Origin of the sequence: Peribacillus sp. NPDC096447 (assembly GCF_044762725.1) — a bacterium.
Classification (GTDB): domain Bacteria; phylum Bacillota; class Bacilli; order Bacillales; family DSM-1321; genus Peribacillus.
The window spans coordinates 111,041-134,640 of record NZ_JBIWEV010000007.1 but is presented as its reverse complement, the minus strand read 5'-3'; the positions used below and the strand labels follow the sequence as shown (position 1 = coordinate 134,640).

At 38.9% G+C, this 23,600-nt stretch carries 29 protein-coding genes and 1 pseudogene; 19 read left to right on the top strand and 11 right to left on the bottom strand.

All coding sequences use genetic code 11. The features are described 5' to 3' along the window. The first annotated feature begins 11 nt into the window (after positions 1–11). Both ACIQZD_RS22300 and eutC read left to right on the top strand, forming a co-directional pair. Positions 12–1,376 carry an ethanolamine ammonia-lyase subunit EutB gene (locus ACIQZD_RS22300; protein WP_101225534.1) on the top strand — a complete coding sequence of 455 codons (1,365 nt, stop codon included), beginning with the start codon at positions 12–14 and terminating at the stop codon, positions 1,374–1,376. 32 nt (positions 1,377–1,408) lie between these two features. After that, positions 1,409–2,134 (top strand): annotated as a pseudogene (gene eutC / locus ACIQZD_RS22295) (ethanolamine ammonia-lyase subunit EutC); the annotation flags it as partial. A 725-nt stretch (positions 2,135–2,859) separates the two neighbouring features. On the opposite strand, the gene ACIQZD_RS22290 reads toward eutC, so the two are convergent. After that, positions 2,860–3,585: a DUF4261 domain-containing protein gene (locus ACIQZD_RS22290; protein WP_402906508.1), complete on the bottom strand. Its 726-nt coding sequence runs from the start codon at positions 3,583–3,585 to the stop codon at positions 2,860–2,862. Between the two features lie 261 nt (positions 3,586–3,846). Here ACIQZD_RS22290 and ACIQZD_RS22285 point away from each other — a divergent pair, with 261 nt between their 5' ends. Then, on the top strand, positions 3,847–4,566 hold the full coding sequence (locus tag ACIQZD_RS22285) for a YebC/PmpR family DNA-binding transcriptional regulator (RefSeq protein ID WP_402906506.1): 720 nt from the start codon (positions 3,847–3,849) through the stop codon (positions 4,564–4,566). Between the two features lie 100 nt (positions 4,567–4,666). Here ACIQZD_RS22285 and ACIQZD_RS22280 read toward each other — a convergent pair whose 3' ends face one another. Further along, positions 4,667–6,073 (bottom strand): polysaccharide deacetylase family protein, encoded by a 1,407-nt coding sequence (locus tag ACIQZD_RS22280; RefSeq protein ID WP_402906504.1) that lies wholly within the window; start codon positions 6,071–6,073, stop codon positions 4,667–4,669. Positions 6,074–6,258: 185 nt separating this feature from the next. Here ACIQZD_RS22280 and ACIQZD_RS22275 point away from each other — a divergent pair, with 185 nt between their 5' ends. Both ACIQZD_RS22275 and rsiV read left to right on the top strand, forming a co-directional pair. After that, on the top strand, positions 6,259–6,774 hold the full coding sequence (locus tag ACIQZD_RS22275) for an RNA polymerase sigma factor SigV (protein WP_402906502.1): 516 nt from the start codon (positions 6,259–6,261) through the stop codon (positions 6,772–6,774). After that, entirely contained in the window at positions 6,759–7,628 is an 870-nt protein-coding gene (gene rsiV, locus ACIQZD_RS22270; protein ID WP_402906500.1) for an anti-sigma-V factor RsiV, read from the top strand. The genes ACIQZD_RS22275 and rsiV overlap by 16 nt, the downstream gene beginning before the upstream one ends. 86 nt (positions 7,629–7,714) lie before the next feature. Here rsiV and ACIQZD_RS22265 read toward each other — a convergent pair whose 3' ends face one another. Next, positions 7,715–7,939 carry a hypothetical protein gene (locus ACIQZD_RS22265; protein ID WP_402906498.1) on the bottom strand — a complete coding sequence of 75 codons (225 nt, stop codon included), beginning with the start codon at positions 7,937–7,939 and terminating at the stop codon, positions 7,715–7,717. Positions 7,940–8,262: 323 nt separating this feature from the next. Here ACIQZD_RS22265 and ACIQZD_RS22260 point away from each other — a divergent pair, with 323 nt between their 5' ends. Continuing rightward, entirely contained in the window at positions 8,263–9,756 is a 1,494-nt protein-coding gene (locus ACIQZD_RS22260; RefSeq protein ID WP_101225525.1) for a peptide MFS transporter, read from the top strand. Between the two features lie 466 nt (positions 9,757–10,222). On the opposite strand, the gene ACIQZD_RS22255 is transcribed toward ACIQZD_RS22260, so the two are convergent. After that, the gene (locus ACIQZD_RS22255) at positions 10,223–11,008 is read right to left on the bottom strand and encodes a glucose-1-dehydrogenase (RefSeq protein ID WP_402906626.1); all 786 of its coding nucleotides are present in this window, start codon (positions 11,006–11,008) and stop codon (positions 10,223–10,225) included. Positions 11,009–11,026: 18 nt separating this feature from the next. Beyond that, positions 11,027–11,887, bottom strand: a complete 861-nt coding sequence (locus tag ACIQZD_RS22250) for a GRP family sugar transporter (RefSeq protein ID WP_402906495.1) — start codon at positions 11,885–11,887, stop codon at positions 11,027–11,029. Between the two features lie 204 nt (positions 11,888–12,091). On the opposite strand from ACIQZD_RS22250, the gene ACIQZD_RS22245 reads away from it, so the two are divergent. After that, the gene (locus ACIQZD_RS22245; RefSeq protein WP_402906493.1) at positions 12,092–12,652 is read left to right on the top strand and encodes a thioredoxin family protein; all 561 of its coding nucleotides are present in this window, start codon (positions 12,092–12,094) and stop codon (positions 12,650–12,652) included. Positions 12,653–12,797: 145 nt separating this feature from the next. Here the strand turns inward: ACIQZD_RS22245 and ACIQZD_RS22240 are convergent, their stop codons facing one another. Continuing rightward, positions 12,798–13,343: a helix-turn-helix domain-containing protein gene (locus tag ACIQZD_RS22240; RefSeq protein ID WP_101225521.1), complete on the bottom strand. Its 546-nt coding sequence runs from the start codon at positions 13,341–13,343 to the stop codon at positions 12,798–12,800. A gap of 243 nt (positions 13,344–13,586) precedes the next feature. Between ACIQZD_RS22240 and ACIQZD_RS22235 the strand changes: the two genes are divergently transcribed. The 3 genes from ACIQZD_RS22235 to ACIQZD_RS22225 are packed head-to-tail and all read left to right on the top strand — an operon-like array spanning position 13,587 to position 15,513. Beyond that, positions 13,587–13,826: a PLDc N-terminal domain-containing protein gene (locus ACIQZD_RS22235; RefSeq protein ID WP_402906491.1), complete on the top strand. Its 240-nt coding sequence runs from the start codon at positions 13,587–13,589 to the stop codon at positions 13,824–13,826. After that, positions 13,823–14,728, top strand: a complete 906-nt coding sequence (locus tag ACIQZD_RS22230) for an ABC transporter ATP-binding protein (RefSeq protein ID WP_402906489.1) — start codon at positions 13,823–13,825, stop codon at positions 14,726–14,728. The genes ACIQZD_RS22235 and ACIQZD_RS22230 overlap by 4 nt, the downstream gene beginning before the upstream one ends. After that, positions 14,725–15,513 (top strand): ABC transporter permease, encoded by a 789-nt coding sequence (locus tag ACIQZD_RS22225; RefSeq protein ID WP_402906486.1) that lies wholly within the window; start codon positions 14,725–14,727, stop codon positions 15,511–15,513. Before ACIQZD_RS22230 ends, ACIQZD_RS22225 begins: the two co-directional genes overlap by 4 nt. 195 nt (positions 15,514–15,708) lie before the next feature. Here the strand turns inward: ACIQZD_RS22225 and ACIQZD_RS22220 are convergent, their stop codons facing one another. The 4 genes from ACIQZD_RS22220 to ACIQZD_RS22205 are packed head-to-tail and all read right to left on the bottom strand — an operon-like array spanning position 15,709 to position 18,162. Then, on the bottom strand, positions 15,709–15,885 hold the full coding sequence (locus ACIQZD_RS22220) for a hypothetical protein (protein ID WP_402906633.1): 177 nt from the start codon (positions 15,883–15,885) through the stop codon (positions 15,709–15,711). Next, the gene (locus ACIQZD_RS22215; protein ID WP_402906484.1) at positions 15,869–17,293 is read right to left on the bottom strand and encodes a recombinase family protein; all 1,425 of its coding nucleotides are present in this window, start codon (positions 17,291–17,293) and stop codon (positions 15,869–15,871) included. The genes ACIQZD_RS22220 and ACIQZD_RS22215 overlap by 17 nt, the downstream gene beginning before the upstream one ends. 26 nt (positions 17,294–17,319) lie before the next feature. Continuing rightward, the gene (locus ACIQZD_RS22210; protein ID WP_402906482.1) at positions 17,320–17,775 is read right to left on the bottom strand and encodes an ImmA/IrrE family metallo-endopeptidase; all 456 of its coding nucleotides are present in this window, start codon (positions 17,773–17,775) and stop codon (positions 17,320–17,322) included. Positions 17,776–17,805: 30 nt separating this feature from the next. Beyond that, on the bottom strand, positions 17,806–18,162 hold the full coding sequence (locus tag ACIQZD_RS22205; protein ID WP_342615042.1) for a helix-turn-helix domain-containing protein: 357 nt from the start codon (positions 18,160–18,162) through the stop codon (positions 17,806–17,808). Between the two features lie 178 nt (positions 18,163–18,340). Between ACIQZD_RS22205 and ACIQZD_RS22200 the strand changes: the two genes are divergently transcribed. From ACIQZD_RS22200 to ACIQZD_RS22170, 7 genes are all read left to right on the top strand, one after another. Further along, positions 18,341–18,565, top strand: coding sequence for a helix-turn-helix domain-containing protein (locus ACIQZD_RS22200; RefSeq protein ID WP_342615043.1), 225 nt, complete (start codon positions 18,341–18,343; stop codon positions 18,563–18,565). Positions 18,566–18,657: 92 nt separating this feature from the next. Then, entirely contained in the window at positions 18,658–18,813 is a 156-nt protein-coding gene (locus ACIQZD_RS22195) for a hypothetical protein (RefSeq protein WP_402906478.1), read from the top strand. Between the two features lie 335 nt (positions 18,814–19,148). Then, a complete protein-coding gene (locus ACIQZD_RS22190; protein WP_402906476.1) occupies positions 19,149–19,880 on the top strand; it encodes a DnaD domain-containing protein in 732 nt (243 codons plus the stop codon). Next, a complete protein-coding gene (locus ACIQZD_RS22185) occupies positions 19,864–20,646 on the top strand; it encodes an ATP-binding protein (RefSeq protein ID WP_342615045.1) in 783 nt (260 codons plus the stop codon). Before ACIQZD_RS22190 ends, ACIQZD_RS22185 begins: the two co-directional genes overlap by 17 nt. Positions 20,647–20,660: 14 nt before the next feature. Continuing rightward, positions 20,661–20,828, top strand: coding sequence for a hypothetical protein (locus ACIQZD_RS22180; RefSeq protein WP_402906474.1), 168 nt, complete (start codon positions 20,661–20,663; stop codon positions 20,826–20,828). Then, the gene (locus tag ACIQZD_RS22175) at positions 20,809–21,060 is read left to right on the top strand and encodes a hypothetical protein (protein WP_402906472.1); all 252 of its coding nucleotides are present in this window, start codon (positions 20,809–20,811) and stop codon (positions 21,058–21,060) included. The genes ACIQZD_RS22180 and ACIQZD_RS22175 overlap by 20 nt, the downstream gene beginning before the upstream one ends. Before the next feature lie 155 nt (positions 21,061–21,215). After that, complete coding sequence (locus ACIQZD_RS22170) at positions 21,216–21,650, top strand: ArpU family phage packaging/lysis transcriptional regulator (RefSeq protein WP_402906470.1); 435 nt, start codon at positions 21,216–21,218, stop codon at positions 21,648–21,650. Positions 21,651–21,852: 202 nt separating this feature from the next. On the opposite strand, the gene ACIQZD_RS22165 is transcribed toward ACIQZD_RS22170, so the two are convergent. Next, complete coding sequence (locus tag ACIQZD_RS22165; RefSeq protein WP_402906468.1) at positions 21,853–22,608, bottom strand: DUF4393 domain-containing protein; 756 nt, start codon at positions 22,606–22,608, stop codon at positions 21,853–21,855. Positions 22,609–22,855: 247 nt separating this feature from the next. Between ACIQZD_RS22165 and ACIQZD_RS22160 the strand changes: the two genes are divergently transcribed. Both ACIQZD_RS22160 and ACIQZD_RS22155 read left to right on the top strand, forming a co-directional pair. Then, the gene (locus ACIQZD_RS22160) at positions 22,856–23,005 is read left to right on the top strand and encodes a hypothetical protein (protein ID WP_402906466.1); all 150 of its coding nucleotides are present in this window, start codon (positions 22,856–22,858) and stop codon (positions 23,003–23,005) included. A 48-nt stretch (positions 23,006–23,053) separates the two neighbouring features. Next, positions 23,054–23,596: a tyrosine-type recombinase/integrase gene (locus tag ACIQZD_RS22155; RefSeq protein WP_402906464.1), complete on the top strand. Its 543-nt coding sequence runs from the start codon at positions 23,054–23,056 to the stop codon at positions 23,594–23,596. Positions 23,597–23,600 lie beyond the last annotated feature (4 nt).

The window sequence follows — 23,600 nt, the reverse complement described above, 5'->3', positions numbered from 1 at the left end:
AGGATTATACGATGAAATTATCCACTCAATACTTTGGGGAAATCCATCAATTCAAATCGTTGAAAGAAGTATTGGCCAAAGCGAATGAAGAGAAATCAGGAGATAGGCTTGCGGGAATTGCAGCAGATTCTGTTCAAGAACGGATTGCGGCGAAAGCGGTGCTTAGCGAATTGACTTTGGCGGACATCAGGAACTATCCCCTGCTCTCCCCGGAAGAGGATGAGGTGTCGCGGATCATAGATGGTCTCATCAATGGAACCATCTATCAATCTGTGAAGAATTGGAGCGTTGCCGAGCTGCGAGAATATATTTTGAGTGACGACACGACCGGCGAGGATTTAAAGCGATTAAGCAGGGGATTGAATAGTGAAATGATTGCTGCGGCAGCCAAATTAATGTCGAACCTCGACCTTATCCATGCAGCCAATAAAATCGAAGTGCTCACCAAGAATAATAGCACGATCGGATACAAAGGAACGCTTGCTTCGCGCCTTCAGCCTAACCACCCGACTGACAATGTGGATGGCATGCTGGCTTCTTTAAAAGAAGGCCTCTCCTATGGAATCGGGGATGCACTCATTGGAATCAACCCTGTCGATGATTCGGTCGAAAGCGTAAAGCGGCTGCTTCATGCGACACAGGATGTCATCCAGAAATGGAACATTCCGACCCAAAATTGTGTGCTTGCGCATGTGACCACGCAAATGAAGGCCGTACAGCAAGGTGCGCCTGCTGATATGATCTTTCAAAGCATAGCCGGAACGGAAACGGCCAATCGCTCTTTTGGAATTAACGTACAATTGCTCGAAGAAGCTAATGAGATCGCGAAGGCCTATGGGACCGGAACAGGCCCGCAGCATCTTTATTTTGAAACGGGGCAAGGCTCCGAGTTATCGGCTGAAGCGCATTTCGGAATCGATCAGGTGACGCTTGAAGCCAGGAACTATGGATTTGCCCGCTATTTTGATCCGTACATTGTCAATACGGTCGTCGGATTCATCGGACCTGAATATCTATATAACAGCAAGCAGGTCATCCGAGCCGGATTAGAAGATCATTTCATGGGAAAAATGCATGGACTGCCGATGGGTGTGGATATTTGCTATACGAATCATATGAAGGCTGATCAAAATGATATCGAGGACTTGGGTGTACTTTTAACGGCGGCTGGTGTGAATTTCATCATCGCAACTCCGATGGGGGATGACTGCATGTTAAACTATCAGTCTTTGAGTTACCACGATATAGCGACTTTGAGGCAAACGATGGATAAGCGGCCTGCCCCATTATATGAAGCTTGGCTGGAGAAGATGGAGATTATGGAGAACGGAAAATTAACGAAACGTGCCGGTGATCCAACTATATTTAACCATTAGGAGTGGATGATATGGGTATGAATAATAAGGAAGATTTGGATGCCTTGATAGCGAAAACCCCTGCGCGGATAGGTGTAGGCAGGTCAGGGACCCGGCCGAAAACGGATTCTTGGCTGAAATTCCGTTTTGACCATGCGGCGGCAGTCGATGCTGTATATGGTGAAGTCAGTGATATTCTTTTGAAACGCTTGGATTTATTCAAGGTGAAAACGAAGGCCGATGATAAGGAAGTCTATTTACGGCGTCCGGATTATGGCAGGAAGCTTTCGGATGAAGCAAAGCGGGTGATAGAAGCCAAATGCAAAAAGGCCCCAACGGTTCAAATCATCATTTCCGATGGCTTAAGTGCTAAGGCGATCGAAGAAAATGTGGAGGACGTCTATTTATCTTTCAAACAATCTTTGGTGGTGGCAGGTCTGGATACGGGTACACCTTTTTATATTGAAAAGGGCCGGGTTGCCGTGATGGATGATATCGGTGAAATCCTTGGACCTGAGGTCATTGTCTTGTTGATCGGTGAACGGCCTGGTCTAGTAAGTGCTGAATCATTGAGTGCTTATATTTGCTATAAACCACGTTTGGGCACCATTGAAGCAGAAAGGATGGTCATTTCCAACATCCATAAAGGAGGGATCCCCCCGGTTGAAGCTGGGGCACATCTTGGCACGGTCATTCAAAAGATCCTCAAATACCAAGCGAGCGGCATGTCCCTCGTGAAAAAGGAACATGAAGAAGAAAAGCGTGAAAAACTCGGTTGAAAAAATAAAAATGGAGGAGCGAATCGCTCCTCTCAGTTTGTCGACAAAGGGGGTTCGGTAGTGTCTCATCCCGAAACATGATTAAGACTAGGTTATACTCAATGGTTTTTTATTATTTTCTGAAATCAACTGGAACTTTTTTTAGAGGGTTTGAAAATTTGAACGTCGATTTCCACTCGAGGCACTCGTTTTCCGCAGGCGGTCCGGGAGCCCCCTCGGCGCTCTTTTCCCGCAGGAGTCTCGTACCTACCGTTCCAATCAACTTTGTTGTAATATTTGGATAGAATCGCTATTGTCTAAAAATGGCAGTTCGGAACGATCTCATCCCGATCATGATTTTAAAACAAGACTAGATTATATTTTATGTTTTTTTACTCTAATCCTTATTGGATTGAAGAAATTTGCGACACTCCTGCCGAGTAACTGGCTAGCCGAGACCCCGCAGGCGCTTGCGTCGAGGAGGCTTGGCAGACAGTCGGCGGAAAGGGAGCGGATTTCTGAAATCAATCGGAACGTTTTTTAAGAAAAAAACTGTAGGCAAACTCGCTCTTTATGTTTCTTTTATTGTTTTATGAAACCCTAACTGATTTGAAGAAATTTGCGAGGAGGCTTGGCAGACAGGGAGCAGATTCTGAAAACGACTGGAACGTCTTTTAAATAAAAAACTGCAGGCAAACTCGATTTATTCGAATTTGCCTGCAGTCTGGGGGGAGCGAATCGCTCCTCTATTTACTTGTCCCTAAATTCCATAATCCAAACGGGTTGTAGAAGGGATGGTCTTCTTCATATCTAAAGTCCTGAAGGCCCGTCAATATAAAGTCGGGTGCATCTTGCTGAATGCTAAACGTTTCGCCATTCTTAAAGAGAGGCCGTTCACCTACATGGTAATAATTAAATGTGTTAAGCAGAGCAGCCGCCTCTTTCGGACTCATTGTGTTAAGTGTTACGGCATCCGGAAGACCAAAGGCTTTCATTCCGAATGAACAATAATAGTCTTCCTCTCCGATGATCGTGACAAAATGGGCATATACCGAGAGAATATCCGGGCTATGATGTAGATGCTGCCAATCTTCCTTTGAATGGGCAATTCCAGCGGTTTCTATCTTCACTGCCATTCCGCCTGCCCTTAGGATCGCTGCTCCGGCATCGATCAAATCGATAACAGTTCCGGTATCGGATACATCGGCTATTATATAAACGGTATAGGTATGGTCATTGATTTCCTCTAATGCATTCTCTGAAAAGGCGTCTTTACTGGCGTAAGAAAAGCTCTCTTTTAAAGTGGGTTCATAATCATGGATCTCCGCCTGAAAAGTAATGTTTTTATCACTGTTATGAAAAACATTCCCGGCTAACAGATACCCTTCGCTTTGGGAAGCGACCGTTTGAACCAATTCTGTCCGGTCCTTCCATTTACCGGGTATCCCGATGATGATTTGGTTGTCCTTCATGGATCATCTCTCCTTTCCGATCACTTCATACTATACCACTGCTGATGTTTTCCATAGTATTTCAAAAAAAATAGTGCCAAGCACAGATAAATGCCAGTGAGGGATGTGCAGGACTTTTTCAAAATTATACAATTGATGTATAATATAATCTAGTAAACGTATAGCCTATCTTCATAGGAATTCCCCTTGTGGGGTTTTCTCATAGGGCCGTATCTTAATAATCTATTCGTATATATCAATGATGAAAGAGAGTGGAATATAATGGGTCGTAAGTGGAATAACATTAAAGAAAAAAAAGCGTCAAAAGATGCTAATACTAGTCGGATTTATGCTAAGTTCGGACGGGAAATATATGTAGTGGCAAAACAAGGTGAACCAGATCCAGAATCCAACCAGGCATTAAGGGTCGTACTTGAGCGTGCGAAAACGTACAATGTTCCAAGAGCGATCATTGACCGTGCGATCGAAAAAGCCAAAGGCGGTTCGGAAGAAAACTATGACGAACTTCGTTATGAAGGGTTCGGTCCAAATGGTTCAATGGTCATCGTGGATGCATTGACAAACAACGTGAACCGGACGGCATCTGATGTACGTGCCGCATTTGGGAAAAATGGCGGGAATATGGGTGTCAGCGGATCTGTTGCTTATATGTTCGATGCAACGGCAGTCATCGGGATTGAAGGTAAGACGGCTGATGATGTTCTTGAACTGTTAATGGAAGCGGATGTTGATGTACGTGACATCCTTGAAGAAGAAGAAAGTGTCATCGTTTATGCCGAACCTGAACAATTCCATGCTGTACAACAAGCATTCAAAGATGCAGGAATCAGCGATTTTACAGTGGCCGAGCTAACGATGCTTGCACAAAATGACCTAACCCTTCCAGAAGATGCTCAAGCACAATTCGAAAAAATGATTGATGCATTGGAAGATTTGGAAGATGTTCAACAAGTTTATCATAATGTAGATCTTGGTGAATGATAAAATGAGCAGACCTTTGCTATATAATCAAAGGTCTGCTTATTTTATTTGAAGGGAAAGAGCCTGTTTACGAATCACGAAACAGGCTCTTTCCCTTTGATTATTCATTTATGGTGATTCCGGAAAGTTCACGGTCTTTCTGTACCTTTTCCAATTCCGAAATTGTGACAAGCTGATAACCTTGGTCATGCAGTTGTTTGATGATTTTTCCTGCAGCCAGGGCGCTAGTTTGATAGATATCATGCATTAATATGATACTGCCATCTTTGGCTTTGCTCATCACTTTGTTTACGATTTTCTTTTCATTCCGTACTTTCCAATCTTCGGGATCGACATCCCAAAGTGTGACTTTCATATCCTCCATGTATTCACGCACATTATTGTTAATCGCTCCATATGGGGGACGGACGAGATTTGGCTCAACACCTGTAGCTTTTTTTACAGCGTCTTGGGTCTTTTCGATTTGCCCTTCGATTTTGTTCTTGCTTAAGCGCGTCAGCTGCGGATGATCCCATGAATGGTTACCGATCTCATTTCCTTGCTGCAGCATTTTTTGAAGAACTTCCGGATAGTGCTGAACGCGGCTTCCAAGCACGAAAAACGTCGCGTGACCGTCATACTTGTTCAGGTTTTCAAGAATGGACATGGTATGACTTGGATGCGGCCCGTCATCGAACGTCAAGGCAATGACCTTTTTTGAAGGGTCGATCCATTCATTTTGCACGGGCAGTTTGGCAACGATATGTTTCGGCTGCCATTCCTTTACACGATCCTCATTCAAATCTTGACTTTGATAGGAATCTAGCAAACTATCTTTAAAAAGTTCCTTCTTGATGGCTATTGTATGGGTCTTAGTTGAATCATCAGTCTTAACATAGAATACAAGCGTATTTTTCAAGATTGAAAAAGAATTGAAGTTGGCTGCCTTCAGTTTGTTTTCCTTTTTAATGACACTGTTTGAAATGCCTTCTTCTGCCTTCTCCGTTAACTCTTCAAAAACAATATCGGATAAAACGGATATATAATCAGTATCCGTGGCAAAGATGTCTTCTATGGAGAGCTTTTGCTGAGATGGAATATCATAAGTGAAGATCTGGGTTCCAGACTGCTTCTTTCCTTCCACTTGCTCATATTTATCGAAGGAAATCGTAATGGTCTGTTTGCTGAAATGGAGGATCGTATAGGTGAGGTTAAGCTCGGAAGCTTTTCCGTCGGATGCTTTCCATTTCTTTTCATAATCCTTAATTTCTTTCTTTATGTAGGCTTCTAGCTGCTTGTCGATATTTTCTAAATGCAGAACGGGCCTGCTGGCTGAATATCCGCCTTTCGTATTATCTTTCACATACGTTTGAATATCGGCTTCTGGGTAATTTTTATCGGTTGTATAGGCCGAAACGGTTCTTTTCTTATCAAAAGCAAGGCTTTTGATGGCTAACCCCAATGTTCCCACAGCAGCTGTTAGACAAAATAGAAAAATAAAGACTTTTTTATAATTTAATTTCCTCATGATGCACTCCACCTCGATAATCATTCTACTATATAGACGCGTCAAAAGTCTTGAAAGTTTGTAAAAAATTTCTTTTTTTAATATTTATATATTTCCTTGTTCATTTTCAAACTTTTATGGCTGCACAAACGTCTATCCTTTGTACCCAGGATACGTAATTTAAATGTAAGGAGCTCTTTCATGCAATGAAAAATCTAGATATGAATCAATTAATCGCGGCCCGGATAACCGAACGGCAAGAAAATTTGTACAGACTTGCTTTTTACTATGTTAAAAACCAAGAGGATGCGCTTGATATCGTGCAGGAATCAATCAGGAAAGCACTGGCCTCCAGCAGCAAAATCAAAGACGCTGCTTCTATAGATAGCTGGTTATATAAGATCATCGTCCGAACGGCATTGGATGTTTTGCGGAAGAAAAAGAAACTGACCGTCGCCGATGATGAAACAATAGAATACTTACGCAGCGGTGAGGAAGATCACTACCCTGACCTGGATTTGCAAAAGGCCCTTGAAGGACTTTCGGTCAAGTACAAAACGGTAGTCGTTCTCCGTTTCTTCGAGGACCTGAAGCTGGATGAGATAGCGGAAGTACTGGAAGAGAACGTAAGCACGGTTAAAACGAGATTATATAAAGCGCTGCAACTATTGCGGATCAACATGACTGAACGGGAGGAAACAAAAAGATGGAAAAAAAACTAAAAGATCTGCGGGAAGAATATCTTAAAACACCGATACCAAAGGAATTGAATGATGTCGTCCAAGCAGCCTTAAATGAAAAGCCCAGGAAGAAGCCAAGGGTTGGCAGGAATATCCTTGTGTCAGCGGCAGCGGCGCTTCTGATCGTGACAGCTTCCGTAAACATCAGTCCGGCAGCGGCGAAAGCCATGAGTGATATTCCGATAGTCGAGAAGGTCATCAAAGTGATTACCTTCGTCGAATGGAAAGAAGAAGCGAATAATTCCTCGGCAGTAATCAAAACACCTGCTATATCCGGTCTGGAGAATAAACAGCTCGAAGATAGCTTGAATGATAAATATTTAGCGGAAAGCAAGCAGCTTTATAAGGAATTCACGGACTCCATGTCAAAACTGAAGGAAGGGGAAAAGGGCAATATCTCGGTGGAAAGCGGATATGTGATATTGACGGATAATGAATCGATATTATCCGTACAGCGTTATACGGATACGATTCAGGCCTCAAGTTCTATAGAAAGTCAATTCGATACAGTCGACAAAAAAAACGAAGTGCTATTAACGCTAAATAGCTTATTTAAAGATGATCGTTATCTTCAGGTGATCAGCGAAAACATCAAGGAACAGATGAAGCGGCAGATGGCTGAAGATCCGGAAAAGATATATTGGGTCGAAGAAGATGACCTTACTGCGTTTAAAGGCATCGATGAAAACCAAAACTTTTATATTAACGAAGATGGCAAGCTAGTCATTGCCTTTAACAGCTACGAAGCTGCGCCGGGATATATGGGGGCCGTCGAGTTCATCATCCCGACAAAGGTGCTGTCAGACCTTCTTGTTGGCGATCAATATATCCATTAAAATGGCCTATTGTAATTCTTATGACGGGCGGAAGGTTTTTAAAACGGCACAATACCCATCGAAAAAGACGAACCAACGTTACTTGATTACAGTAACCTTGGCTCGTCTCTTTTTTGTTCGAATTTCATCTGATCCAGTTCCAGCCTCATTTTTTCCGTCTCCATAAGGAAGTTTTCATGTTTAAGTTTTTCAAGTTCCAATTCAACTTGCAGCATCTTGTGTTTGTTTTTTGACTGTTTTTCGAAATGGGTTGTCAGTATTCCGAGTATAGGGATGGAAAAAATCATCACGACGGTTATGATCCCGAACATTAAGGTGCCTCCTCGTTTTTATATCTATTATACGGTGTATATAACGGTTGTGGTTTGATCTTTCAAAATTTGCCATTTTGATTCTCGTTAATATGTGCATGGCAACCAAAGTAATACTATTAATGAAGTTAGGGTAATATATCATTGATGTCCGCTTCCTATTAGACTATATAGAATGTTTTTTACTACGAAATTCGAAATTTTGCTTGTATGGTGGAAAGTCACACCTATTTATTTTGAAATCAATTATTTAAATATAATAAATATTTGTTTACAACAGATAAAATAAAAGTTATTATACAATAATAAAAGGAGGGCTAGGTATGGCAACGATAAATAAACAGAAAATTGTGGATAGTGTACCTCAAAAAGGTTTTTTTGGAAACCCTAAAGGACTATTCACCCTTTTCTTTACTGAGTTCTGGGAGCGTTTCTCCTATTATGGCATGAAGGCCATTCTTGTTTACTATATGTATTACGAAGTTTCTAAAGGGGGACTAGGTCTTGATGAACCTACAGCCCTTGCCCTTGTATCCATATACGGATCTTTAGTATATATGTCAGGTATAATTGGCGGATGGCTCGCCGATAGGATTTTCGGGACTTCAAAAGCCGTATTTTACGGTGGTATCTTGATCATGCTCGGGCATATTGTCCTTGCTGTACCAGGCAGTCTCTCCATGTTCTTTGTTTCCATGGTACTTATTGTTCTGGGTACTGGTTTATTAAAACCGAATGTTTCTAGCATTGTCGGTGAAATTTACGCGGAAAATGACGAACGCAGGGATTCAGGTTTCAGCATATTCTATATGGGTATCAACATGGGTGCATTCCTTTCACCGTTTGTTGTCGGTACTGTCGGAATGGACTATAGCTTCCATCTTGGTTTTGGACTTGCGGCAATTGGTATGTTAATTGGACTCATCGTCTTTGTTACAACAAAGAAAAAGAACCTGGGCCTTGCTGGAACTCTTCCTGCTAACCCATTATCACAGAATGAAAAGAAAAAAGTATTCACTAAATTGGGGATAGCTGCACTAATCATAGCTGCCATCATCGGCATCACGGCTTCTGCAGGCATCTTAACGATTGAAACCTTCATTAATCTTGTAGGTATCCTAGGAATCGTTATTCCGACCCTTTATTTCATTTTCATGTATCGCAGCCCTAAAACAACTTCTGTTGAACGTTCACGCTTGATTGCCTATATTCCTTTGTTTATAGCAGCCGTCATGTTCTGGGCGATTCAAGAGCAAGGTGCAACTATATTAGCAAGCTATGCAGACAAACGGACACAGTTGAATTTTGCCGGAATAGAAATAAACCCGGCATGGTTCCAATCTTTGAACCCTTTGTTCATCATTACCCTTGCACCAGTATTCGCATGGTTATGGATTAAACTAGGAAAGCGTCAGCCGACCATTCCTCAAAAATTCTCAATCGGTTTACTGTTCGCCGGTTTATCATTCCTGGTGATCCTGCTTCCTGTTTATTTCGGTGGATCAGACGCATTAGTCAATCCGCTATGGCTTGTACTTAGCTATTTCCTTGTAGTACTTGGAGAACTTTGTTTATCTCCTGTAGGACTTTCAGCTACTACAAAATTGGCTCCGGCCGCATTCTCGGCACAAACGATGAGCCTGTGGTTCCTGGCAAGTGCAGCAGCACAAGCACTGAACGCACAAATCGTCAGATTCTATACACCTCAAACCGAAATGGCTTATTTTGGAGTGATCGGTGTTGCTTCAATGGTCCTTGGACTTGTCCTGATGGCCTTATCACCAAAGATTCAAGGCTACATGAAAGGCATTCGCTAACACTTAGCCAGCAGTAAAAGAAAGATGATCTCAGATTAAACGGGATCATCTTTCTTTATTTCGTCCTTGAATTGTGATCGATTTTTATTCGCGGCCGTGAAAATACAATATCCTAAAATGAAATAAAACGAAAATAGAATACCTAAGGACAATCTATTATTCATTTCCTCATCCTTAGCTGGGTATCCATCCCTTTTTTACATTAACAGCTGTCATTAGTAATCCATAATAAACTAAGTTTCAATTTGATAGATTCCAAAAGTGATCAGTGGAATTTCAGAAATGATACTGTTGCCAGATAGAAATAAGCGAATATGAAAAAAAAGCATCCTTTATAGGATTGCTCTTTTTTCTGGTTGTAAGAACCTTTTCCTTTATTGGGTCAAACGCGTCATTTCATCAATGCTTTTTTCTTATTGGTTTTATTCGTTTTAGTCATTGAAATGGTTCTTTTCATTAGTTAAGTTCAGCCTTTTCCTGCCTGGAACCCTGGATACTTGGTCATTCCGCCATCAGCATATAAGGTCATTCCCGTTACGTAGCTCGATTCGGCGGAAGCTAGCCAAGCGGCACAAGCCGCAATTTGTTCCGGTTTTCCGATGTATCCCATCGGTATAAGGTCGATGACTTCTTGTTTAGCTTTTGGATCATTGAATTTTTCGGCATTGATGGGTGTGTCGATCGCACCGGGTGAAATATTATTAATGCGAATCCCTTTAGGAGCATATTCAAGTGCAAGGGTTTCTGTCATCATTTTGACTCCGCCCTTACTTGCTGCATAGTGGACAAAATGAGGCCAAGGGATCCGGTCATGAACGGAAGACATGTTAATGATATTCCCCTTAATGCCATGATCGAGCATATAACTGATTGCTTCCCTGCTTGCCAGGAACATCCCGGTTAGATTTACATCGATGACTTTCTGCCAATCTTCATGAGTCAATTTTTCGCTGGGCACTTCATTTTCAATACCAGCATTGTTGATCATGATGTCGATTGTGCCAAAGGTGTCCACAGCGAATGAAAGCAATTTCTTCACATCCGCCTCCTTTGAAACGTCGCCTTGAATGGCTGCGGCTTTCCCGCCTGCCGCTTCAATCGTTTTGATGATTTCATTATGGTCGCCATTTTCAGTGTGATAATTTATAACGACATGTGCTTTTTCTTTACCGAACCTTTCGGCCATGGCTTTTCCTAACCCTTTTGCCGCCCCAGTGATCACTACCACTTTTTTCTCTAAATCGTCATACATCATTTATCGCTCCTTTGATTATTCTTTTGTAAAGCCGATCATGATTCCGCCAGCAATTACGAGTACACACCCGGTGATGACGAAGACCATTTGCTTTTTGGATTTTTTCTCTCCTAAAAGAAAGATGCCGCCTAAAGTGGAAATGACGATCCCCATTTGGGAAAATGAGAATGCGATGGCAACGCCCACTTTTGGATTAGCGAGCAGGAGGCCGATATTACCGACTGCCCACATCATTCCGGTTAGAATATTTCTTCCGGCATATTTATTAAACGGTTTATGTTTGATGGATAGGAGCAGGGCAGCCAGGAACATGCCAATTGCTTGCGGCAGGATCGCCGACCATCCGTCAACTTCATTCCATCTGACGACAATGACATATGTAACATAACCGACCGTTGAAATGGCAAGATATAAAACCCCTTTTTTCATGCTACCTGCTTTTTTGTTATCACCATCGCCGTAGCTCGTCAGCAAGACACCTGTAATCAAACAGATTATTGCAACAATGCCGATGATGATTGTAATCCTGTCATTCCATTCCCTGAAAATGATAACTGCAAAAAATGTATTTCCTAGTATTTGCAGTCCTGTTGAGATTGGAACGGTTTTCGATACCCCTATTTCCTTGACGCTGTTGAATTGAAATAACTGCCCGAATGCCCAGCCTATCCCGGAAATGATACCGACAATCCACACTGTACTGCTCCATTCCGGCGGATTGATGAAAGACATCATGATGGCGAACAGTAATGAACCGATTGTAATGCCAAGTGTTTGATTATAAGAGTTGCCTCCGAGCTTTTCGGAAACAAGCACTAAGCTGCCCCATGTCAATGCAGGGAGTAGCGCAAAGAGAAAACCTTCCACAAATTTCATCTCCTAAACTAGAAAACAATGTTCTAATTACTATAAAATAGTTAGTTAGTAAGCTATTGAATGTATTTAGAGTTTTCCCTTTACACGGGAAAGAAAACATGGTTTTAATTTACCAATTTGGAATTTTATTTTTCAGGGTGGAAACAATGAAAAAATAAGGGGTTTATGGTACTTTTAACTTAAAAAACAGTTAGGAGAAATAGTATGACGATACTGAATGAATGGTTTGAAAAGGGGATTCCCGCTAAAGAATTTGTATCTTCGATGAAGGTTCATAAAGAAAACTTACAATCGATTCAGGAGGGTTTTTCCGTTTCGGCAGAGGACCAAGGTTTTTTCGATGAATTAAAGACGAAGGAACTTCGAGCCATTGTCATTACTGAAGACTGGTGTGGAGACGCAATGATGAACATTCCAATACTGCTTAATATAGCTGAAGCGGCAAAAATTGAAACTCGGATGGTTTTACGAGATCAAAATCTTGAACTGATGGATCAATACTTAACGAATGGAACAGCGCGTTCGATTCCCATTTTTATATTCATTGATAAGAATGGTGAAGAAAAAGCTGTTTGGGGACCGCGTGCACCAAAGGTACAAGAGTATGTAATGGAGTTAAGGTCAGACCTGCCGGCCAAGGATGATGAACGTTTCGAGGCAGAGCAAAAAGCAGTCATCAAGAAGATAACTGCGGCTTTTGCTGAAGAAAAACACCTGTGGGATGAAGTATACAGCAGTATCAAGGAAGCATTGGGAAGCTGCTGACAGCGGGCATATCCCTTTTTAACCTTGGAGTTTCTTCCATAATGAAGGGCTGTTTCAAAACGGAGACTACAACCATTTTGGTTGGTGAATCTATAGTATTCATGGTTCTTTTAGTCCAAGGTTTGAGAACAGCCTCTTCATTTACTTATGATTCCGGAATGATTGTAACGCCGATTGTTCGAATAGGAGAATCTTGTTTAGCACTCTGATTCGTAGCGTTGTAGTATTTTACCATTAAATCGTTCAATTCATTTTGGAAGTTAATAAAACTTTCATCATCAAGCTTTAGTTCTAAAAGGGAAAAGGTTGAACCATCTTCAGCGCAATCTCTTTCTTCTAATTTAGTAAGATAGTTTTGATATTGAGTCATAAGGGATAATTGATAATAAGAAAAGTAGTTCACCTTTTTCTCATTAGAATATTTTTTCCATTCTTCCCCGCTAAGTCGCGCTTCTTCTTCATTTAAAACATAGTATTTTTCGGAAACGGATCTCACTTTTTTCTCTTTTACAATGCGGATGACCCCTGAATCAAATAGAACCTGTATATGTCTATATAATGTTGCTTGGGGTACATCTTTAATGATTTTTAACATTTCTAATGGTGTTAAACCATTTTCCCTGTTTCTCATTAAAGCTTGGGTAATCTTCATTCTTACAGGATGCATTAAAATTTCGGCTTTATTAATCATCTTATTCTCCTCACACTGGAAATTAAATAATTTCAATTGTAAATAATTAATGTCTTCATGCAACAAAGCTTAATAAATAGGACTATATTTTTATTGTTATTTATAATGATAATATTATCATTATAAATAACAATAAAACCTCAAACAATATTTTATCAAGAAAAAAATAGGTGAAAAATCCCAATTTAAATGTTATCATTACTGATAATGAGAATAAAATTTTGTTATTAAGGAGTGGTATATATGAAATTGCATTATGGATGGGACGAATTGAAAGATATTGATTTCATGCCTATTCTGCCGATTATTTTACCGGTAATTGCTATTGGGATGATTTTAATCCTTATTGCATTAATTGATTTATACAGAAATCGAAAGACGCGGAAAAATGTATTATTGTGGACACTCATCATTATTTTTGCAAATACAGTCGGTCCAATTCTGTACTTCGTTATTGGTAGAAAGGACAGTGACAAAATATGAAATTAGAGATTAATAATGTCACAAAAAAATTCAAAGAAAAAACAGCGGTCAATAATTTTTCAATGGAACTGCAATCTGGGGAATGTGTTGGATTGATAGGGCCAAATGGGGCAGGTAAGTCGACACTAATAAAAGTCATTGCAGATATTATTGATCCAACTATGGGAGAAGTATTACTTGACGGTAAGAAAATTTCAAAAATGAAAAAGGAAATAGGCTACTTACCACAATACCCTAACTTCTTTCAATGGATGACTGCCAAAGAAACCCTTACATTCATGGGGCAGCTCTCGGGTATCAAAAAGGAAGAATTATTAAGCGGCATTCCAGAGATATTGTCGAAAGTAGGGTTGAGCGGGGAAGAGAATTCAAAGGTGCGGACTTTTTCAGGCGGAATGAAACAAAGGCTTGGAATTGCACAGGCACTGTTACATAAACCAGCTTTGATTGTCATGGATGAACCGGTTTCGGCACTAGATCCGATCGGCCGGAGAGAAGTGTTAAATATCATAAAAGAGATAAAGAAAGATACGACCATTTTATTATCGACGCATATATTAAGCGATGCAGAAGAGATATGTGAGAGGTTTGTCATTATAAAAAGTGGTGAAAAAATTGAGGACACTACAATGTCTGAATTATTAACCAGGAATAGCGGAAATAAAATCAATGTCGACATAACCTCAAGAAGTCAAAAATGGATTGAACAAGTTAAAAGCTTGAACTTTGTCAAAGGTGTAGATGTAATGGGAAATAAATTGAAGATAGAAGTGGAAAATATTGATTCAAACAAGAATATGTTACTTGCGAATGCTCTGGAGCATAATGTTGATCTTATAAGGTTTGAAATAGATAACGATACATTGGAAGAGATTTTCTTAAAATTGGTGGTGGAGAAATGAGTGAATTTGCCGTTTTGGCTAAAAAGGAATTTGTTCAGATGGTACGTGAATATAAAGTGATTTGGCTGCCGCTTGTATTTATATTTTTAGGAATAACCCAACCAGTCGTAAGTTATTATTTACCTTCAATTTTAGAGGCACTGGGCGGGAGCCAAGGGATCACCATTGATCCAAGCATGGCAGCCCAAAAAGGCGGCGAAGTTCTGGCTAGCACCCTAGGGTCTCAATTTGATCAGCTAGGGGTCATGATCATCATCGTTTCCATGATGGGAGTCGTACAATCCGATAAAGCAAATGGTATGCTGGCTTTCATTCTTACAAGGCCCGTGACGGTTGGATCTTACATAAGCGGGAAGATCATTTCCAATTATCTGTTTGTTGCCTTCAGTGTAGCATTGGGGTATTTGGTTTCATATCTGTATGCAGTTTTTTTGTTTACGAGTGTTGATTTTGCGGATTTAATAGTGGCTTTACTGTTCTATCTGCTGTGGATCCTATTTATCGTTTCATTCACGACGATGATCAGTACCATTTTTAATAGTCAGGGTATTATTGCATTAATTTCGATAGTATTTCTCCTCGGGTGTAGAATCATAGTTGGATTAAGTCCCGTAATAGACAATGTGAATCCAGCAAGCATGAGTAAACATGCGATGGAAGCACTGATTTTAGGCACAGTCAACTCACAAGCGATTTGGGGTGCATTAGCGGCACTTGAGTTGACGGCAGTAGCGATATTGGTAACGAGCATCTGGATTTCCAAAAAGAAATTCAATAACGAATAAGTTGGGTATGAAGGAAAAATATCGACGAAATCAACAGTTATAACTCCGAAAATAAAAATATATCGGCGAAATCTACAGTTATACGATTGAAATGAAAAAGGACTGATTTTTTTATTCAGTCCTTTTTTAAATATAAAAATGGAAATTGAGACGCCGTTCCGTGTTTCAAAGTCCACTTAAATCAGCGCAGATCGATTAAATGAGAAACATCGCGACTACCGTAGTCACTGCTAAACCAATGGTTACAGGAAGCAGATTCCGGCGGGCGAGTTCAAAGGGACTGACGTTACATATGGCAGCTGCTGGTATCAGTGCCCATGGAATCAGGGTACCTCCGCCAATGATAGACATTTTATCATTTAGCTGAAACAATGATAATCTCGCGTGCCTTACCAGTTCCTATTTTATATTCATCTTTGGTATCAATAATTAACTGTGAAAACATGGTAGTCATCATTTGTTTTCTTTCGAAATCATTAGCGTATTCCCATAGTGAATGAATGTTTTCAGAAATATAAAGAATTTCATCAATTTTTGTAGACTCAGTTTTTTTATACATCTTTAGTTCAGATAAAATCCTTTTTTCAATTTCTCTAAGGGAATCAGTTTTCTGAATTAATTCATCTATATCAATAACATCTGCTTCAAACATTGCTTTTTGTTTTTTTAAAAGCTTTTGATTATTCTTTAGTTCTATTTCTAACTGACTAATCTTTGCTTCTGGGACATCAGTTATTTTGGTACTGCCCTTGATATTATGAAATAGATGATCAAGATTGTTTAGTACTGTTTTAACTAAATTTTCTTCTTTGATAATGTGGCTGGTACACTTTTTCCCTGCCTTTTTCCCAGAGCATCTATACGTCTTACCATTAGGGCTTTTATGACCAGACATTGAGTGACCACATCGGCCGCATTTAAGGATGGAGGAAAAATAATAATTGCTTGTTTCGCGTTTCCCGCCATAAGTTCTTCTTTTATCTAATATATCTTGTAATGCCCAAAAATCATCTCTGGGTATTATACGTTCATGAATACCTTCGTAAAGAATTTGTTCTCTAGGAGGCTTCTTATATTGTTTAAGGTTCTCGTTGAAAGTGAGATATCCTGCATAGATTGGATTATTTGCGATATCTCGAACGGTATCAACATGCCAATCGCTTCCTTTTCTTGTACTATACCCACGTTCACTAAGAACTTTTGCTATTGTATAAAATCCCGAACTTTTGCTTAGTTCAAAAATTGTTTTAACAATCATTTCTTCATCTTTATTTATTACAAGTTCCTTATTAACAGCCTTATAGCCATAAGGTGTTATGCCGCCTTTCCACTTACCTAATTTCGTTTTCTTTTCCATTCCCAGCCTAACCCGTTCAGCTAGGTTTTCTCTTTCCCATTGAGCTATAGCAGCTACAAGAGTGATAAATAACCTTCCCATAGCGTTTGTTGTATCATAGACTTCTGTTGCGCTTTTAAACATGCAATTGTGTTCATCTAATACTTTTAGTATTTCATAAAGGTCAAGTACTGATCTAGTTAGACGGTCTAATCGATATACAAGTAAGACATCTATTCCACCTTTTTTTATTTCATTCATCATCAAGGTGAATTTAGGACGATTCAAATCCTTCGCAGAATGGCCGTCATCAATGTGGATATCGACGATTTCCCATCCTTGTGAAACACAGTAAGCTTCTAATTTTTCAATTTGGGATGCTATAGAAAATCCATGTTTAGCTTGTTCATCGGTCGACACTCGGACGTAGATAACACATTTCATAAGAATATATCCTCCATTTTTGTAATCTACGCTAAACCTCTTTTAATAATATTCAATGGGTTTAAATGAATTATAATTTCCTCATGATAATAAAAATCGCCGTATTTTTCGATATATCTATCTAAGGCTTCTTGCAAAAATTCTTCAGTCACATTTAAGTATTCAGCTACTTCGTATCGATTAGTGCAACCATAACGATATGCTTCAATAAAACATGAAAGTGGAAGTAGCTTATTATGTGCCCAACTTCTTGCAATTTTTTCCTGTTTGACGTTAGCAACTTTACCTTGATCTAAAATATTGCCTACTGTTTTGAAGTGATGACCTAACTCCTCAGCGAGAATGCATCCTTTTTCAATAGTTGACAATCGCTTTTCTAAAAGGATATTTCCATTCCTGTACAATCCTTTAAATCCGAATTCAAGATCCTTTTCTTTAATGGTTACATCACGATAATCCTCAAGTAATTTATTATAGTGCATCGGCTGCACCTCTCTCTCTATCTCTAGCTGTTATTTATCGTCTTGGAATATAAAGTCTATGTATTTTAAGATGTCTTTCATTTTATCTTCAGTTATTTCTTTTTCATCGAGGTGTGCAGCGATAGTTTCAATAGCTTTGCTATTCTTTTTGATACCCTTAGAAGACTCATCTTCTAATCCCATAATGTAATCGGGCGACGCATCAAAAAAATCAGCAAAAATACGAACTACATCCATTTTGGGTTCTGCTAAATTATTCTCGTACCTAGATATCATACTTTTACTAATTTTAGTTTCATACTTAGCATTAATTTGTTTTGCTAACTGATCAATACTTAAATTTTTTGAGGTACGTAAGTTTTTTAGAATAGATCCAAACGAATACATGAGCTTTTCTCCTCTACCATATTATTCATATCTAATATAGTATATCATTCGTTCCTGCAATGCAATATAATCTGCTAAAATCGTTCCCTAATAGGAATATTATTTATTGACATCTAAATTTTAATGACCTATACTAAGTTTGTTCCTCAAAAGGAACGGTGTAAAGTGAGGTGAAATAATGGCCAGCATCAACGAAAGTACCTCTCGTCGACATCAGCCCTATAGAAAAATTAAAGCTTTCTTAGTCGAAAACAACATTTCGCAAAAGGAATTGGGTGAAATACTTGAGAAAAGCCAAAGTGCAATAAACCAAAAGCTTAACGGAACTGGAGGAGACTTCTCGTTACAAGAAGCAAGGTTAATGTCTGAGAAATTAGGTATTCCGAGTGTTTATTTTTTTTGAAGTTTTCGTTCCTTTATAGGAACAAAGGGTAATTAAAAAAGCAGATTTGTCCTATTGTTTTCACAGCATATGCTGTAGAGAGGTGAAATTATATGACGCTAGAGAATTTCAAAATAACAAAGGAACAGGTTCTTACACTTAAGCCGATTATTGAAAGTATCCTTTCTAGAAAATATGGAAAGGAGGTGAAATTTTCAGATTTAACGATCGGAAATATCACGGTGGATAGTAAAAGGGAGGTTGGATAAGTTGGGTGAATTCATGGTTTACGGTTTGTTCGCTTTACTGGTGTTTTTAGGTGGATGTTTGTGCGGTAGCTCATTGACAGCAGGAAGAATGAAGGTAGGTGGAAAGAGTTGAAAATCAACTCCAAGGAATGGTTATCTATGGCGGAAGTTGATCGGTACATGGAAATTTATCGGGCTTTTGTGAGAAGTCAAAAATAAACCGATGCTACCAACATCGGTCCATAAAAAACAATTCTACTACTATTATATCATGAAGAACAAGTTTTATAGCAAGGAAGTGGAATATATTGGCGAAATACAGACACGTTCATGTTGAATTTTGGCAAGATCCAAAGGTGTTAGAAGAAATGACCCCAGAGGATAAATACTTTTATTTATACTTACTAACCAATCCTAACACTACTCAAATAGGAGTCTATCAAATAACCAAAAAACAAATGGCCTTTGATTTAGGTTATTCAACAGAATCAATCAGCAGCCTTCTAGAACGTTTTAATAATATGCACAATCTTGTTAAATACAACGAAACGACAAGGGAAATGGCAATCATCAACTGGGGTAAATACAATTTGAACAAAGCTGGAAAGCCTGTCATTGATTGTGTGAAGAAGGAATTATCAGAGGTTAAAGATAAAACTTTGCTCAGGGAGATCATGACCCACATCCCTAATGAATCAATTTCAATAGAGTTTTCACGATACGTTGACGATTCGTGTAACGATACGTTGACGATACGTGGACAAAAAGAAAAAGAAAAAGAAAAAGAAAAACAAAATAATAATGAGGACGCGGTTGCCTTCTACCAAGAAAACTTCGGAGTCATTTCTCCTTTCCTTGTTCAAAGCATAGCAACATGGGAAGAAGACATGTCACCAGAAGCAGTAATAGAAGCAATGAAAAGAGCATTAGCTCAAAATAAAAGAACCTGGAGCTATATTGAAGCAATCCTTAAAAACTGGAACAGCCAAAACCTAAAGACTATCAATGATGTTTTATCTCATGAATTGAGTCGTAAAGGGGGCGTTACTCCTGAAAAGCCTGAAAGCTACATTGACAACCTTTTCTAAGATTCAAGTTGTAGGTTCGAGAACATGCTTAAATTGCGGTTCCTCTGTACCAATCGTGAAGAATCCCAAAGGTGAGAAAATAAGTGATTGCCTTACTTGTGATAACAAAGCATTAGAAAAGGAAATGTCAGCCTATAAAGAAGCGATGGACCATCAAAGGGATTTAGATATCATTCAGCAATTTGAACGCTATAGTCTCATTCCTGACGATTTACAATCAGCTTCCTTCGAAAACTACTTACCAGATCACAACAGCAAAGAGGATGCTCTGAAGAAATGCCAATGGTTTGCAGAAAACTTTGATAACTTAACTGGATTTCATTCATTGCTGCTTAAAGGAAGTTATGGATTAGGTAAATCACATTTATCGCATTCCATTGCTAATTATCTCAAGAATCTTGGGAAGAAGATTATTTTCATTGATACACCTTCTTTATTGAGAATGATAAGACAATCTTACAAGGATTCGAGTTTTTCAGAATCAGATGTTTATAGATTATGTGCAGAAGCTGACCTTTTAATCATGGATGATATAGGGGCTGAGTATGTGAAGCAGGAAAACGGCAAAGAAAGCTGGGCATCGGAAATCCTGTTTCAAATTATAACTTCTCGTATGGACAAGCCTAAAGTATTCACGACCAATCTATCTTCCAAAGAGTTATCTTCCAAATATGGCACTCATGGTGGCCGTATAGTGAGCAGGATGATGAAGGGTACACGTTTGATTGAAATGGAAGGCAAGGATTATAGAACACAAGCTTGGTAAAGAGGGGGATTGAAATGTGCAATAACTGTAATGGACTAGGAAAAACCTCGAAAAAGATAGGCAAGGGATTGGAGTGGATCAATCCTTGCTTCTGTCTCCCGGACTGGGCAACAACGAGAAAGCCACAGCTTGAGAAAATCTTGAAGGAAGCGAGGGAACGTCATGAGAGATATGGAAAGTAGAGTTATCAAGAACACAGAAGAGAAGTACTTTTATCACAAGCGCCATAACCTCTATATCATGCTGGAGGATGAGGATGTTGACTGGTATTGGGATGATACAGAAGTCATTGAATTCGACCGGCTGTTCAATGAAGGAGCCACAATATTAGAGATTTCTCAGCACTTCTGCCGCCCTGCAGTTGAAATTGCCTTACTAACTATTGACCGGGATTTAAAAGGGCTGCTGAGTTGATGAATATGAATGAACAGGATAGAGATTTCCTGATTGAGATTTTAATAATGAAAATGAATTACAGCCGAGTTTACTTCGAAAAAATGAGTATTAAGGAATTAGAATTGTATTATTTAGACTCCCTTGAGGAGACTAGATAGTGAAGGAGGAATTACATGAATCAACTATCATTCTTAAACACAACAATCAGTAAAGAAGTTAAACGTAAGGCTGAGAAGCTAATGAGTCGATATAAGATACTGGATGCGATCATTGAGAGCAAGAAAATGGATCTTGAGCCAAGATTGACGCAAAATCCTGAGCCTTTAGAGATTCAAAGAGGAAATCAATTCTATAGTTCAGTAGAAAATTCAGCAATTACTGAATTTGAAATAGAGGAATACTTAAGAACAAAAAGAAAATTACATTTGGTATTCGAAAGTTTAAAACCCTTACAACAGAATATATGGGAAAATCGTTATATTCTCGGAAAAAGAGATGTAGAGGTTTATAACGATTTAGAACTTACGGACAAGACATATTATAGAGCTAAACGAGAAATGGTAGCAATTGTTGCTGAAGCATTTGGATTAATAAATAATGTGGGATAATTTGACCGTAATTTAACCGTAAAAGCGACATGAATTATTAGTTTTAAGGTAGTAAGATGATAGTATGGAAAATTAAATATTACCCTAAATGAAAGGGCAAAATTGGTGATAGTGACGGCTGCTCCTTGCAAGGCAGCCGCCCATTTTGATTGAATAGTGGCGGTCTATAATTAGCAATTAAGGCATATCAAAATGCTGTGTATTATAAACAAATACTTGTAAAATCTTCACATAATGGGGTTTTAATGAAAAGTCCTTTTTGGAATTTAACCATAGTGAATCCTTCATACTTACTTTCATTTATTTTCTGTTCAGCCTCTATGTAAGCAGGATGAACTTTAATGAAATCATATTCACTTTCATTTGCTGAGTGTGATGAGTAGTCAATGTTAAATAATCCAAGCCTTTCTAAGTTAGAAAGTGAAGTGGCGTAACTCTTAAAAGAATGATTATCTTTAAAATTCATAATATGTTTTTGGTACGTGTGATATTCAAGGGTTTCCTTTGTGAATCTTATTTCAGCTATTGAGTATTGTTTGATATTTTTAAAGTTGTTTAAAATTGAAGCATCAAGTGGTGAGAGTTGCTTAATTATCTCAACAAAAGAAGGGTGTGTTTCAGTATTCTTTCTACTATCTATAGATGAAGCAATAAGATTAGCAAACATTTCTCTAAGAATATCTGAATCAATGTAATATTTTGAAGCTTCTATAGCAGGACCAACTATATGAAGCTGAGGTTCTTGTAAAAACTCTTCAGGAATTTCTTGTGTTTTCATCTCCACTCTTTGTATATAATCTTGTAAATTCTGTTGCTGACGTACTTCTTGTTTTTTTATCCAAAGCGATACATGATTGCCAATACCAAGTTGCCATATATCAGCAAGGGTATTCCCCACGGCTTGTGCAGGAGGCCCTGCCGCAGCATCAATGAATTTTGGAAAAACATTAATTTCCATTTTATCATCACCTTTCCATTAATAATTATAGGAGGTATGAATTTTGGAAGCAATATATGAGCATCCAATTTTAACAACATGGTTTATTTTCTGCATTGGTTTTTGGTTAACTGTGGCTGCGAGTCAATTAAATAGAGATAAGACATTGAGTGATAAGTAGAATGATTTTGTGAGCTATGGCTACGTGAAAAGTAATGAAAAGCATCTTAGCATCTTATAGGGTGCTTTTTTTATTGGGGTGAGAACGATGAGACCTAAGATAACTCCTGAGCAGGAGAAGAAGAACCTTGAAAGACTCAGGAAAGAAAAGTTCAGCAAACGGGAACCACGGGAACTAAGAGGGGAAACAAGGGATATTTATCGACGTCACAAAGGTGGAGCCTATATTAATAAATAATAAGAGGATGGAAGCGATTGGAAACCTATAAAAAAGGGGGTGTATCAGATGAACGTAGTCCAACCCATTCGTGATAAGGTCTTACTTCAGGAAATGAAAGACTTTCTTAAAAAGAATAATGAAAGAAATTACATCCTGTTTTTACTGGGAATCCATACGGGCTTGCGTATCTCTGATATTCTTCGTTTGCGTGTGAGGGATGTTTTAGGATGGGACATTGTCTTAAAGGAAAAAAAGACGGATAAACATAAGGAAGTAAAGATGTCCAACGAATTAAAACGAGCTATTCGGAGCTATGTGAAAGACAAGCCCAAAAGCGAGTTTTTAATCAAAAGTCGGAATGGGAAAAACAAACCGATTACAAGAGGAATGGCATATGTAATTTTGATCCAGTTGGCAGAAGAATTTGGACTCGAACGAATAGGGACTCACTCCCTTCGAAAGACTTATGGGTATAATCATTACAAGAAATTCAACGATGTTGTAGCGCTTCAACAAATCCTTAATCATACGGACCAACGGGAAACGTTAATTTATATCGGAATTAAACAAGATGAGCTCAACAAAATGCAGGGAAAAATTGATTGGTGATTTC